This window comes from Tenacibaculum profundicola (assembly GCF_057220795.1).
Map to the genome: position 1 here is coordinate 2980101 of NZ_CM170137.1, position 13693 is coordinate 2993793.

Annotated in this window: 13 protein-coding genes; 5 read left to right on the forward strand and 8 right to left on the reverse strand. The window is 31.3% G+C overall.

All coding sequences use genetic code 11. From position 1 onward, the window contains the following. The first annotated feature begins 22 nt into the window (after positions 1 to 22). Positions 23 to 1273 (forward strand): PepSY-associated TM helix domain-containing protein, encoded by a 1251-nt coding sequence (locus AC2TDS_RS12815; protein WP_484735974.1) that lies wholly within the window; start codon positions 23 to 25, stop codon positions 1271 to 1273. Between the two features lie 168 nt (positions 1274 to 1441). On the opposite strand, the gene AC2TDS_RS12820 is transcribed toward AC2TDS_RS12815, so the two are convergent. From AC2TDS_RS12820 to AC2TDS_RS12840, 5 genes are all read right to left on the reverse strand, one after another. Continuing rightward, positions 1442 to 2035, reverse strand: a complete 594-nt coding sequence (locus AC2TDS_RS12820) for a hypothetical protein (protein ID WP_484735975.1) — start codon at positions 2033 to 2035, stop codon at positions 1442 to 1444. Beyond that, the gene (locus AC2TDS_RS12825; RefSeq protein ID WP_484735976.1) at positions 2028 to 2534 is read right to left on the reverse strand and encodes an RNA polymerase sigma factor; all 507 of its coding nucleotides are present in this window, start codon (positions 2532 to 2534) and stop codon (positions 2028 to 2030) included. Before AC2TDS_RS12825 ends, AC2TDS_RS12820 begins: the two co-directional genes overlap by 8 nt. Continuing rightward, on the reverse strand, positions 2521 to 3402 hold the full coding sequence (locus AC2TDS_RS12830) for an alpha/beta fold hydrolase (RefSeq protein ID WP_484735977.1): 882 nt from the start codon (positions 3400 to 3402) through the stop codon (positions 2521 to 2523). The genes AC2TDS_RS12825 and AC2TDS_RS12830 overlap by 14 nt, the downstream gene beginning before the upstream one ends. 155 nt (positions 3403 to 3557) lie before the next feature. Next, positions 3558 to 4583 carry a serine hydrolase domain-containing protein gene (locus AC2TDS_RS12835; RefSeq protein ID WP_484735978.1) on the reverse strand — a complete coding sequence of 342 codons (1026 nt, stop codon included), beginning with the start codon at positions 4581 to 4583 and terminating at the stop codon, positions 3558 to 3560. 77 nt (positions 4584 to 4660) lie between these two features. Beyond that, a complete protein-coding gene (locus AC2TDS_RS12840) occupies positions 4661 to 5677 on the reverse strand; it encodes a hypothetical protein (RefSeq protein WP_484735979.1) in 1017 nt (338 codons plus the stop codon). A gap of 904 nt (positions 5678 to 6581) precedes the next feature. On the opposite strand from AC2TDS_RS12840, the gene AC2TDS_RS12845 reads away from it, so the two are divergent. Both AC2TDS_RS12845 and AC2TDS_RS12850 read left to right on the forward strand, forming a co-directional pair. Continuing rightward, positions 6582 to 7127 carry a DUF2911 domain-containing protein gene (locus AC2TDS_RS12845; protein ID WP_484735980.1) on the forward strand — a complete coding sequence of 182 codons (546 nt, stop codon included), beginning with the start codon at positions 6582 to 6584 and terminating at the stop codon, positions 7125 to 7127. A gap of 1523 nt (positions 7128 to 8650) precedes the next feature. After that, complete coding sequence (locus AC2TDS_RS12850) at positions 8651 to 9415, forward strand: hypothetical protein (protein ID WP_484735981.1); 765 nt, start codon at positions 8651 to 8653, stop codon at positions 9413 to 9415. 45 nt (positions 9416 to 9460) lie between these two features. Here AC2TDS_RS12850 and AC2TDS_RS12855 read toward each other — a convergent pair whose 3' ends face one another. The 3 genes from AC2TDS_RS12855 to AC2TDS_RS12865 are packed head-to-tail and all read right to left on the reverse strand — an operon-like array spanning position 9461 to position 11334. Beyond that, the gene (locus AC2TDS_RS12855) at positions 9461 to 10366 is read right to left on the reverse strand and encodes a DUF5777 family beta-barrel protein (protein ID WP_484735982.1); all 906 of its coding nucleotides are present in this window, start codon (positions 10364 to 10366) and stop codon (positions 9461 to 9463) included. Continuing rightward, complete coding sequence (locus AC2TDS_RS12860; protein ID WP_484735983.1) at positions 10350 to 10904, reverse strand: YceI family protein; 555 nt, start codon at positions 10902 to 10904, stop codon at positions 10350 to 10352. Before AC2TDS_RS12860 ends, AC2TDS_RS12855 begins: the two co-directional genes overlap by 17 nt. Further along, positions 10897 to 11334, reverse strand: coding sequence for an OB-fold protein (locus tag AC2TDS_RS12865; RefSeq protein WP_484735984.1), 438 nt, complete (start codon positions 11332 to 11334; stop codon positions 10897 to 10899). Before AC2TDS_RS12865 ends, AC2TDS_RS12860 begins: the two co-directional genes overlap by 8 nt. A gap of 314 nt (positions 11335 to 11648) precedes the next feature. On the opposite strand from AC2TDS_RS12865, the gene AC2TDS_RS12870 reads away from it, so the two are divergent. Continuing rightward, complete coding sequence (locus AC2TDS_RS12870; protein WP_484735985.1) at positions 11649 to 12746, forward strand: LytR/AlgR family response regulator transcription factor; 1098 nt, start codon at positions 11649 to 11651, stop codon at positions 12744 to 12746. 271 nt (positions 12747 to 13017) lie between these two features. Further along, positions 13018 to 13446, forward strand: coding sequence for a hypothetical protein (locus AC2TDS_RS12875; protein WP_484735986.1), 429 nt, complete (start codon positions 13018 to 13020; stop codon positions 13444 to 13446). Positions 13447 to 13693 lie beyond the last annotated feature (247 nt).

Genomic DNA, 13693 nt, shown 5'->3' on the forward strand with positions numbered 1-13693 from the left:
GATGCTGAATAAATTTTAAAGAATGAAAAATAAAAAATTAAACCAATGGTTGTGGAAATGGCATTTTATTGCTGGATTGGTATCACTCCCTTTTGTACTGATATTATCAATAACAGGAGCTATTTATTTGTTTAACCCAACAGTAGAAAAACAAGCGAAAGACACACTGCAAAGTATACAAAATGGAAGCGTTGCTATGTCGTATCAAGATCAATGGGAAATCGCAAAACTACAAATGCATGGGCTGCCTAAAACCATGGTGCTGTCAAATGATGATGATAAGTGCACAGAATTTTCATCAGGTAAGTTTAGTCATAAGAAATCAGTGTTTATCAATCCTTATACGGGGACTGTTACAGGAACATTTACTCCAAAAGATACATGGATGTATACGGTGAGGAAGCTACACGGTGAATTATTAGGAGGAAAGGTGGGGACAAAAATCGTTGAATTGGTTGCGTGTTGGATGGTAGTACTCATTCTAACAGGCCTGTATATTTGGTGGCCATCTCAGGGAGGGATAAAAGGGGTTTTTACTATCCGATTAAAAGAAGGAAGAAGATTTTTTTTTAGAGACTTACATGCAGTAATAGGATTTTGGATGTCAGGATTATTACTATTAACACTGGCAGGAGGATTGCCATGGACGGATGTTTTTGGGAGTGGGTTTACATGGTTACAAAAAGTATCTCATACAGGGTATCCAAAAACCTGGAATGGTAGTGGTTTAAGTTCTGGTGTTGGTAAAACCCCGTTAACTCTCGATGAAATGGTGGAGATAGCAAGGGAACAACATTTGGTTGGCATTATTAATATTGACTTGCCGCAATCACTCCAAAGTACTTTTAGTGTTTTTAATGAAACGTTCAATTTAAAGGCACAAAAGAAAATACATTTTGATCAATATTCAGGAAAACTTATCAAAACGCATAGTTGGAGTGATATTGGGATATTGATGAAGGCAAGGCTTTGGTTAATGGCATTTCATCAAGGACAGTTTGGTGGTTGGAATTGGTGGTTAATGTTTGGGGTTGCTATCCTGTTAATGTTTATGAGTATTGGAGCCATTATTTCGTATTTTCTTCGAAAGCCAAAAGGAAAGCTGGGGCTACCCAGAGTTGCTAAAAACTTTACATTGGGTAGGGTAGTAATTGTCGTATTAGCAGTGCTTGGTATCATACTACCACTCTTTGGAATGAGCCTACTAGTGTTGTTGTTTTATGAGTTGTTAACATCAAAGCAGGTGAAAGTTTTAGAGAACAAATCTTTGTAAATCGTATTACACAACCATTTCCTTGCAGTCATGCTTGTGTTTTATACCGATGATTAGTTGAAATCATTTTTTAATTTCGTTTCGTTGAATAAAAGGTTCCAACTAATCATCGGTAATTAATACCATTTGAATTTACCGTAATAAAACGTCTTTTTTCCTTGCTGATTTTTATTCGATGATTTCTTTTTTTAATTTGATAATCTCGGTAAGTTTTTGCATTTCTTTTTTAACTCCTTTTCTAATTACAATAAAAAGGATGATGCCAATTACTACATACGAAATGTCCATTAACACGACATTCCAAAATTCCAGATACAAACTGAATTCAGGTGTAATCATATAAAAACCAATAGTATATAATCCAATAATTATAGGAGCGATTATCGTGTGAATTGTTTTTCTAAATTGATGAAAATGGATAGTATTTTCCGCTGTTTTTAAAGTGTTATCAAGGTTGTTTATTTGTTTGGCTTTATAAATACTAATTATTTCGATGAAAATTCTAAACATCAAACCAAAAATCATGAATCCTGCACCTATTCTACTTAACATTTCTTTTACCGGGGCAACATAATAAAAGAATAGAGAAATGGCTATAAGCGTGAATAATAATGTGGTAATAGTGCCATAATAGAAAACGTAATTTTCTTTTTCTTTTCTCTTTATTTTAATATAAAAACGATCAAAGTCTATAGCAGAAAGATCAAGATGTTTTTTGCTGTTTTCCCAGTTATTTTGCAGTTCTTTAAAATCGCTACTCATTTGTGTTGTTTTTTAAAATTGTTTCAAGACGTTTTTTTATTCTATGGATTTTAACTCTTACGTTGGTAGGTTTTATCCCAATAACTTCTGATATACTATCATAATCTTGGTTTTCTAGAACCATCATAATGATTAATCTATCTATTTTTTTTAATTCTCCAATGGCTTTGTATAGTTTGGAGACATTGTGATTTATAGTTTTTTCAGGCGCTATAATAGATGTTTGATTTTCTATGTCTAATGTTGAAATTGTTCTTTCTTTTTTATCTTTTTTTACATGTTGTAAACAGGTATTTACCGTTATTCTGTAAATCCAAGTTTTGTATGATGAGGCTCCTCTAAATTTATCTAAGTTTTTCCATACACTCATAAAAACTTCTTGAGACAAATCATTGGCAATATCTTTATCTCCTTTAACAAATCCCAAACACATTTGTAAAACCATAGGGTGGTGTTGGCGATAAATTGTTTCAAAAGGTTCGTTATTACTTTTTTTCATTGATCAAAAATTCGTTTACAGTTTTATAAAGCCACTCTGGTTGATCAAACATTAAGAAGTGTTTACTGTTAGATGACATTATTATGGTTTTGTTCGATAAGTTTGTATATTGATTTTCATAGTTTTCTTTTGCTTTTTGTACATCAGGAAAAGATGCACCTAATATTAAAGTTTCACATTGCACCTTACCTAAAATATTTCTTAAGTCGAGTTTTAATAAATCGGTATATCCATAAACCCAAGTTTTTCTGTCGGCTTCTAGAATCCAATTTGTTAGAACCTCTTTTTTATTGGTGTTGAACGTCATGTTCGAAGCCATCCTAACGGCCATATTTCTAAATTGTTGTTCGTTCATGTTAAGCATTTGTTTATTGTATGGGCTATCATAATATAAACTTTCTGCAGGGATATTGGGCATCATTACTTCACGCATACAAGGTAATGCGTCCAGTATAATTATTTTTGAAATATTATTAGGTAATTCAGATGCAATATCAACCGCTAAATTTCCACCCATACTATGACCAATAATAATGACATCAGTCATATTATTGTTTTCTATATATTTAATTATTGAGTTTTTGATACTTGAATACCAAGGCATTTTTATGGGGTTGTTTCCATTAAAACCTGCATATGAAATAAGATAAGATTTTCTTTCTATCGCTAAGTTTTCAACAGTTTCTTTCCAGATAGAACCAGGCGTTGTAAACCCGGGAAGGAAGAAAATAGGTTTTCCCTGTCCAACGGTTTCTATGATAAAAGGTTTAGGCGCTGTTGTTTTGGATAGATTTGCATCTCTATGTACCCCGAAACTATTAGTGGTGTTTATGGTAATAGCTAGTAGGATTGTAATTAATTTGGTCATAATACTATTGTTTTTTTGGTATCTGTGTTCTTTTGATTAAAAAACATAGTATTTGTTACACTTTTAAATATTTTTTTTGAATTTATACCATCCGAAGCGTGTAAATGTAAAATTATTGATAAATCAAGATTAGCTATTTTTTCGATGTCTTGATATTAATTGCTGTATGTTTCTATCAGTTCAGGCAATTTATCATTTAAAAATATCATTTGTTGTTCAATCCCGTTTGGAGTGTCATGGTTATGTGTTGCAACAATACTTAATTCTTTACTCGGAATCAGAATTATAAACTGCCCACCATAGCCCATTCCGTAATCAATAGAAATCCCTTTATGTTCAGATTTGTACCAACAGAACCCATGTTTGGAACTTCTTAGTCCCCATTGAGTTTCATGTTTTTCTTTTTTGTCAAATAATTTTTTAATCCATTTGGCTGAAACTATTGTTGTGTCGTTCCAACTTCCATTATTTTCTAATAGTTGACCTATTTTCATTAAATCAATTGGTTTCATTTTGAGTCCAAGGCCGCTACCATCATAGAATCCTTTATTTCTTTTTTGCCAATCAAGAGTATTAATATTTAAATGATCGAACAAAAACTTCTTTGCAAAATCTAATGTTGTTTTACCCGTTGCTTTACTTATGATTACTGAAAGTAAATGAGTTGCTCCAGAATTGTAGTTGTATTTTTCACCTGGGTTATTCTCCAAATCCTTTTTTAAAACATATAAAATAGGGTCTTTACTTGCTAACCAAGCTTCGTGCTCTAAATACCCTTTCCATGAAAGCCCAGAAGTTTGATTTAAAAGATGTTTAATTGTTATCTGGCGCTTTGTTACATCTACCAAATTTTTAAATTCATTAGGAAAGTAAGTTATTATTGGTTCGTCTACATTTTTAAGATACCCTTTGTCAATGGCCATTCCTACAAGAACACTCATAATTCCTTTTGTTAATGATTGAACATTACATAAACTATCTTTTGTTTTGTTGTTATAGTATTGCTCAAATACAAGTTGTCCTTTTTTAGAAACCAAGGTAGAAAAAATGTAGTTTTCTGTTGGTGTTATTTCTTCAGAAAATAGTATATTTTTTGATTCCTGTTTTTTGATTTCTCTACAGGATATAGCTGCCAATAGTAAGGCTGTCAATAAAATATGAAGTTTGTTTTCAGTGATCACTAAAGTTTTGTTTTATACAGTTTTTAAGGTGGATATGTAAGCTTAGTTGGGTTGTTTTTCAATCTATGGGGTATTAGCTAAAGCGATAAGGCCTTGTTTAGGGTGTTTTTAAATTTGTGTTTGTCATCTATATATAAGGCTAAAACTCTAAATTTTTTCTTTATTCCATAAAGCCCAACCAATGTATTTTCTTCCTTCAATCGAATAATAATATTATGACTTTCCAATTCTCCCAAAAATGATAATTTTCGTGTTTGCTTGTTCAGTTCAATATCTTTAGAAGAAATTTCTATGCTATCAATTATAGCCAAGTCAATAGTTGTTTCGTTCATAACCCCATATCGAAGATGCAATTTGTTTCCCTCGATAGCTATGGGTCTTTGGTACATTGATTTTAAGAAGCCTAGAATCTGAATTCCAGAATAGATACTTAAAAAAGTTAGGATCCAAGCTGCTATACTACTCCATTTTAGGAGTAAAAAGTGTAAAGTAACTGTTTCTATAGCAATCATAAATATAATAGCAATTAGCAATGTAATTGTTCCGCTGTCTTTATGGTATGAAAACTCGTTTTCTTTTAATTTTCTTCTTTTCCAATTGATAAACCCATAATAGAATACTGCAATTTCCGTCACTATAGGAATTACAGCACTTTTAGGGAGTATTTCATAACATGTACTTTTCAACGTGGTGAAAAAATCAAACGAATTGTTTTTTTGCGATTTGTAGCGTTTTATTACTTTCCTAACGTTGTATATCACGAATGATAGAATGGATACTTCAACAATGGGAAACACCCATGTTTTAAAAAGGTTCAGGTAATATTGATTTTCAATAGGAAGTATCAATGAACATATTACCATGCCAAAAATCATGAAAGGAACAACCGTTGTTTTTGGAATACTTGTTTTTCTTATTAATAAAAAATATACAAGAGGTACAGTTAGTAATAAATCAAATGTGATTCCGGTTGACAAACTATTTGGGTGTAAAGGATAAAGGGATGATTTAGAGATAACAACCATCAATCCAATTATGAGAAGTGGTATTCCAAAGATGACTATATTCTTTGGAAGGTTTAATGTTTTGTTCATTGGGTTTGTTTTAATACACTGTTATGTGTGTTGTAAGCTTTGCTTAATTACAATTTCTTAGTATACCATCTGATCTTAATTTTGACTATGATTGTTTATGGTAAACGTCTATCTGTAGGTAAAACACAATCATGACTTCGAGGAAATAATGGAGTAATTTCACCTAAGAACCGGTATAAATATACAAAATTTATGCAATTGAAAAAGGGGTGTGCCAATGTGTGGTTTTTTGTTTTCAACATAAAATATAGTAGATCACATGCTTGGGTATTACCCAATGTTTGTTATTGCATTTTTTATTTTTTCAATCCAATTTTTGTCAGTCGGTTCAACAATAATTGCTTTAAAGTTAAATTTTTTACTCTCAATGGCAACACCTTTTAAATCGTCAATATGTACATCAAAATCAAATGCTGGCGGAAACTTTGAAGAGTTAATATTTAGAAATTTTAAAGCCTTTCTGTTTTCTTTTTCGTTTATAATATGGCTTACTTTTATTCCATAATATTTTAAAGTCCGTCTTATTTTCTTTTACTGCGAAAGGATGTAGTGTAAATATGAATTTTGTGTCCTTGGTTCTGCAGATGAGAAATCAATTCACGTGTTCCTTTTTCTTATTTCCGCAATTCCGAATAGTTTAGCAATTTTACTTCTGTTTATTATCAAGTTCTTGTCCGTTAGGAATTAATGTGCTGTCAAGATCAAAACTAAAACTCCTTTTATTGTGTTTTATATCTCAAATATATCAGCTTGAAATCTAAAAGAACACTCCGAACTTATGGGAGCATAAACGATGCTTTTTGCCGTTTAGAAGTTTAAATTGAAACTTTTTATATGAAAATTAATGTAAGGAGTCTTAAATTTGGAGACAAATCATAACCATAATTCATAGAAACGCAGAATCATGAAAAATTTAATCATACCAGTTATTGTATCTGTCTTAACTCTTTTATTTTCAAATAAAGTAACAGCACAAAAGTTTTCTGGTTTAGACAAAAGCCCAATGGATGCAGCTTCTTATCCGTCCAGTTATAGAGTGTCGGATAAAACAGTGAAAGTGATATATAGTCGCCCTAAATTAAGAAATAGAAGTGTTGCTAAGTTGGCGCCAGCAGGAAAGGTTTGGAGAACAGGAGCTAATGAAGCGGTAGAAATAACGTTTTATAAAGATGTAATTTTTGGAGACAAGGAAGTGAAAGCGGGATCGTATTCTTTGTTTACGATACCAGGCGAAAAAGAATGGACTATAATTTTAAGTAGTGCAATAAATGTATGGGGAGCGTATTTTTATAAAGAAAGTGAAGATGTTGTTCGTGTACCAGGGACTGTTTCAAAACTGAACAACACATTAGAGGCATTTTCAATTACTTTCGATGGTGAAGATGATTACTTTAATATGTATTTAGGTTGGGGCACCGTAATGGTTACTGTTCCTATAAAAAATGGTTAATAGAAATATTTTTTTGTCATAGAGCAAACACAAGAAAAATATTGAAATTTTCAATAAAAAAGAAACTGTAGACGGCGTATTATGTATTATAGCTTCATTAGGGGGGCAAAATCATAACGCTAATAAGTCGTTAGTTGCTATTGCATAACGGGCTTTTACTTAAAGAAACTCTTCGTTTTTGCGTAACTATGTGACCTATGAGAAATAATGGGGTCTTATTATTGTGATTCAAAGCTAATTAGCATTTATAAAATTTACCAACTATTTCTGGTTTATTATAAACAGTTTAAATGAAACATAAAGTAAATCTCGACCAATAAAATAGAGATCCCTAAAAAGAAACATTTAGACTATTTTTTCAAAGCCTATTTGCCCGATAATTGAAGAAAAGTTTCACAATAAATTGTGAATTGAAAAGATTCGAGCTTCACAAATACGCGCACTTTGTAGTTTTTATTTATAAAAGTAAGGTGTATACCATAGAAAGAGAACCTTGGTATTTCAAGGAAACCCACAAAGTATCTTGTAAAATGGTTGTGAACTTCTTGTTAGACGCATAAAGCCCGAGGTGCCTTCTTTAAAACAGCACATCTTTTTAGTAAAGATTGCTCATTGTTTAGGAATAATGAGTTTAAAATTGATCCTAAAAAGCGCATTTTTTTAGTTGTGATATCAAAAATCTGCAGACAACGGTATTAACCATACTTTTTTGTTACCCCCCTTTTTTAAGATTAACTAGTTTAAGCCTGCATGTCTTCTAATGGAAACCCCTTATTGCCTTTTAAGGGTATTTAGGTATCTAAATATTGAAAAAAACCCTAAAGTATTGATTAAGTAGATGATTGTTTTAATAATTTTAAAGCTAGGTCGTTCTAGTTTTAATTTTATGGATAGGGAAACTGAGTAGTTAATTGTAGGGTTTATACTGAGTGTAATCCCAGTGAAACTGCCCGTTGTGTTAATTTGAACATAGTTGTAGATTGCAATATGTTAATACTATAACATATAATAGGTAGTAGGTTTTGTTATAGTATGACTGTTTAAAAGGTTCTAGTAGTAGAGAGCCTTTTTTCTTTTTTTTCTAGTTAGATAGTACTAGTGCAATTTTGCTTTTTTGTGAATTTGTGAGAATTTTAAAACTTTAGTTTAGTGCTAAGAATATGTTGTCGATTTGATTTGTAACGTTTTATTTCAATTTTCTTCTCAATAGTTTGCTTTCTATATAGTAATAAAAGATAACAACTAGCACAAGTGCATATTCTCATAAGGTAATAATTATAAAAAAAATGAGAATCGTTGTACTTGAACCTAGTTTCTACCAATAATTTAAACAAAGAGTTTCATCAACTGTTAGCAATTTTTGAAACTGATATCACTATAAATTACACGAATCAATAATTTGATTTATAAATTATGTAGCTTATAGTTGTATAAGGTGTTTGTATGTAAGCGCCTTTTAGTTAAGTGTTTGTGTGCCTATTGATAAATAGAATAACGTTAACTGAAATGAAAACTTTTTAATTATGACCAATACATTTTCTCTCCCGATCCAAAAATTTGCAATGCTTCAGAAAGATCTTGCATCAAAAATTGTTCAGTTTGATAATCCGACGCAGAATAACGTGGATAATTTACTGTTAGAAGAACAAATAGACGCTGTACAGTTAATCTATTTGTCTGGTTATTATGTAATGGATAGCGTACATAGTAATGCTTTTTTATCAATTAATACCGTAAATTATAAGTTTGAAGTAATGGTAAAACATAGAGTCTTTACTATTATGGTACCCATTGTTACTATAGCATTATCGATGGATGGTAAAACCTCGAAGGAATATTCTTTTGATGAAGTAGCATCTTTTGATGGAGGCAACCTCGTTATTAAAGGTGTGCTAGATGTAAACTTTTCTCGAAGCTATAATATAGGAAAAGTAGTATCCTTTTCAGGAATGGTATTTGAGAATGGCAAAGAAACCTTCGTTACTGGAGCTACGTATTTCAATTCAGTGCCCTTACGAACATTTATTGGAAAATATAGAGAACTTATGGGGGTATCGGTTGGTAAAGAGATTTTATCAATTACAGATGCATCAATTCAATTTGATTTTGGTGCGGGATTAAAAGAAGTTGTTGAGTATTTATATGCTCCTGCGACACATGTACTTGAGTTTTACAAACCCAATACCTCGCAAAAATATGTGCTAATGCTAGGTAATGCCGGAAAAACCGGACTCACGTGTAGTATCTTAAACGGAACGAATACTAGCTTTGCGGTAACAATTCCATAAAAACCACCATTTTGATACAATCATTTAAATTACAAATGTGATACGTTATAATTTATTTTTGCTTAAATGCAATACGAAGGTTGCATTGAAGCCAAAATGAAAATTGCCATCATGAAAATTAAAGTTATTTTGTGTTTGTGTAATAAACGCATCTTCCACAAAATTTCTTGCATTAGTAATTTGGAACTGGAGAAGTAAATGACTCAACTCCCAATTTACACCAATCAGAAAAGGATTATATGTCGAAACGGATTTTACAGGATTGAATACTTGATAATATTCAGAAACAATAGAAACATGGCCGCCAACTTTATATCGTGCTCCAATTCCTAAGGCATATTGGCTTTTAGGCTGTTCCTCGAATATACTTTTCGTTCGATGTATGTAGGTGGGGCTCAGCTGTCCTGAGAATTTCGTAGTGAACTTTTTAGCGATTAATAGTTGACTTGTAAAGCTATAAATATTCGTGTTAATGGTGTTTGTATTATACAAATCATTATACGTCTTTTTTTTGTTTCTGTAAGAGGTACCCTGAAATAGAGTCATGCTTATAGGTGCTTTCGTACTGTTTTTTTGTTGCCTTAAAATCGTATATTTGAAGAAAGCATCAGAGATTTTGTCAAAGTTGGTATAGCCAACTCCAAATGTCAAATTATTAGTAATGGCATAGTCAAGACCAAACCGAGAACTTATCTCATCGGCCAAAAAACGTTGAGTAGTTCCTTCTTCATGGTTCCAAAACCTATTAAATACAGAAATCTCTAAGGCACCTTGGTTTCGTGTTTCTATTGAATGCCCCAAACCTATTCGGGTGGTTTTAAAAGTGGCTATTTCATATACGGCTTCTTTTGGAAATTCTTTTTCTAGTTGATCTAATAAATTCTGAGCATTTATAGCAAAAGAAAAAACAACTACTATTGAGGTAAGAATATGTTTAATTTTCTTCATCATATGGAAGGTATTGGAAATTAATTTTTATAGAGACAACCTCGGCAATATTATTAGATAAAATAGGAGGGATTTTAATGTCAAAGTCTTTAACGGTAATCTTAAACTCTCCAGAAACATGATATCCTTCACTAGTTTTTTCAATGGTTGTTTTGATAATTGTCTTTTTAGAAATCCCACGAATTGTCATAACTCCCTTAATCATTTTGGTTTGAGGGGTAGTTGCTGCAGGATCAAAATCGTCTATGAAGCCTTCAAACGTTGCTTTTGGAAAGATATCGGATTCCATATAGCTCTCGTTGAAATGCTCATGCATCAAGTCTTTTTTAAACACAAAGGCTCTCATTAGCATACTCACAGCTATTTCTTTTTTTTCAATATCAAGAATACTTAATACCTGATTGTTTTTAGCTTCAATATTTTCAACAGAGGCGTACGAGAAAAAGGTTATTTGGCCTTGTCTGGCAATAAATTGTTTTGGAGACGTATCACGTTTGGTAAAGAAAGATACGAGAATTAATAGTAGATATAGTTTATTCATTAGCTTTAATAGTGTCTATGTAACAGTTTAGTAGAATAACATCTTTTAAAAAACCTTTGCATTCTCCTGTTACATATAACATTTGATGGGTTTCTAGGTAGGTTAGTTTATGTAATTGACTGTCATTAATATCGCAAATAATTCCTGAATTAGGGGTGTTTCCCTCAAGAATTATAGTATTTCGGTCATTTAAATACGTTATTTCTTTAATGAATCCAGATACTTCGATTATTTTATCGGTAAACATAATATTTGCTTTTACTTCATTGTTTAAATAAGTGTTTACCAACTCAAACGATGTCACTTTTAATTCAGGGTAATAGTTTTCTGAGTATCTATCTTTAATGAATAGCGATTGATAAAAATAGTACCCAATGAAAAGAATCAATAGAGAAAAAACAAAAAATAACAGTAGCCTCTTTTTACTCATTGGGGTATGCTGAATTGATATTCAAAGAAAATGAATTATATGATATTTTCCGAACAAATTTGAGTGAAAAGGGGGAATTATTGCTTGAGGAGGAAAAAAGAAGCTGTTAAAGACCAAATAATACTAGTTATTGTTTGAATTTACTGTAAAAGAAAATGAATATTTTTTCTTTATATAAGACAGCAAAATCAATAATAGCAGTAGCTATGATTTCTTTTTATATTAAAATAGAAAGGGAAAAAGGACGTTTTATAACGGTACATACAAATGGAAAATGATATAATAGTATTATATTTCGATTTTTAACTTTAACAATGAGAAAAGACAAGTTATATTTTTTAACAATAGTATCCATATCCGTTGTTTTTTTAGTCATATCTGTAATCGCCTCTTCATACTTTATAAGGGTTAGTGCAAACCAATTAATTGAAGTTCAGGTAGAATCTAGTAAAAGAGAAGCAAACGAGTTGGCAGAGTTAATTGATTTTCAATTAATCAATAAATTGGATAGAAACACGGTTTTAGAAAATCTTCAAAGTACCATATCTAAAACTAATTCGGATAGCTGGTTTATATCGATTTTTGACTGGTCAGGTAAAAAGGTTTGTCATCCCGATATTACGAAATTAGGACAACAGATAAACTCTAACCCCAATTTATTATCGTCATTAAAAGAAAAAAACAACTCAGACAATTTATACGACGTATTAGTATCTAATTCTAAAGGTCAAAGTTTTAACAAATTTAGGTCTGAAGTTATCCATATTGCCCCCATTCGAAGCTCAGATCTTATAGTTGCAGCCAATGTCAATATCAATAGCATTCACGAACAAATGAAACAACTGAAACGAAACTTCTATATGATTTTTCTTATTATGGGGGTCTTAGTGATCGTTTTGTCTTCTTTTGCAGTGAGAATTATTGGCAGTCGATATGAAAAACATCTAGAACTTAAAAACTCTGATCTAGCATCTGAAGTTATTAATTTGTCAAAATTGAATATCGATTTGATTTCGTACAAGCAAAAGGTGGAACAAAAAGGAAGTGAGAATCAATTAGAAGCCTCAGAAATAAACAAAAAACGTATTCTTACCTATATGAGAAATGAACTAGTGCCTGTTTTAATACATGATATTGCGTATGTATATACAGAAAACACCATAACTTATGTGGTTTGTTTCGATGGGAAAAAATCCACATCTAACGCTAGCTTAGATGACATGTATGCAGGTTTTGATACAACATTGTTTTTCAGAGCTAATAGACAGTTTATTATTAGTATAGCTGCTATTGATAAAATTATACGGTATGGAAATAGACAACTAAAAATCGTATTACACGCGAATACACCAGAAGAAATAATTATTAGTAAAAACAAAGCTGCTGAATTTAAACAGTGGTTAAATATGTAGAGAACATCTTTTTTCTAGATAATTTGATTAACCCTGAGAAATCAAAAACGCTTTTATGTTTTTTTGAATAAAATTTCCATATTGAAAAATAAACATGTGTATATAGTTAATTAATGGTGGATTCAAATGATACCATGTTTGACGTAGTCTTGATTTTTTCAACGCTATTTTTTCCTTTTTAAAGCCTATTTATCCCCTTTTAATAAATTAAATTAGTATAAACTAGGAGTTAGTGGGTTATTTGCTGGAGTAATTTTAAAAACGAACTCACATGAAAAAATCCACTCACTCCATCATTTACTTTTTATTTATGTTGACTTTAACCCTTATCGTTAGTTGTAACGATTCAGAAGAGCAGTTGCCTTTGGACCCAACTATTCATGATAAAATTGACTTGCTAGAAAAAGATCAATGGCTTCTTAAAGGTTTTGAAGATAGGGTAATGTTTGCGTTTAACTCAGGTAAACGCTTTACCACTTATGGTATTTCCGGTGTGTTTGATGAAGCAAATACGGGTAATGTAGGACACGAATACTATCCTACAGGAGAGCTTTTAACAATTGATATGAATTTTGGTCAGATTGTAGATTATGAAGTAGAATTTAAGTGTGATAATAACATTGTAGAATTTAGTGTTAATGGAGAAGTCCGAGAAACGTTGCTTAAAAGGGGAGGTAACTTTTCGGAATGTTTGGATTAAGAATGATTAGTGTACTGACTACTACTCTTCTTTTGGGTTGGGATAAATTGTAACCAATTTTTCTCAACCCTTATTCTTGTGACTTTTCCACAACAGTTTTTGCAGAGCATCACACCTAAATACTATCGGTTACAAACGTTTCAAGGCCTATTCATTTATAAATAGTTAGGTTTTTGAAGACTAATTTTATTATGTTGTTATAATTGAGGTATGTAAAACTTTTATAATCCTGAAATTACCGTAAATT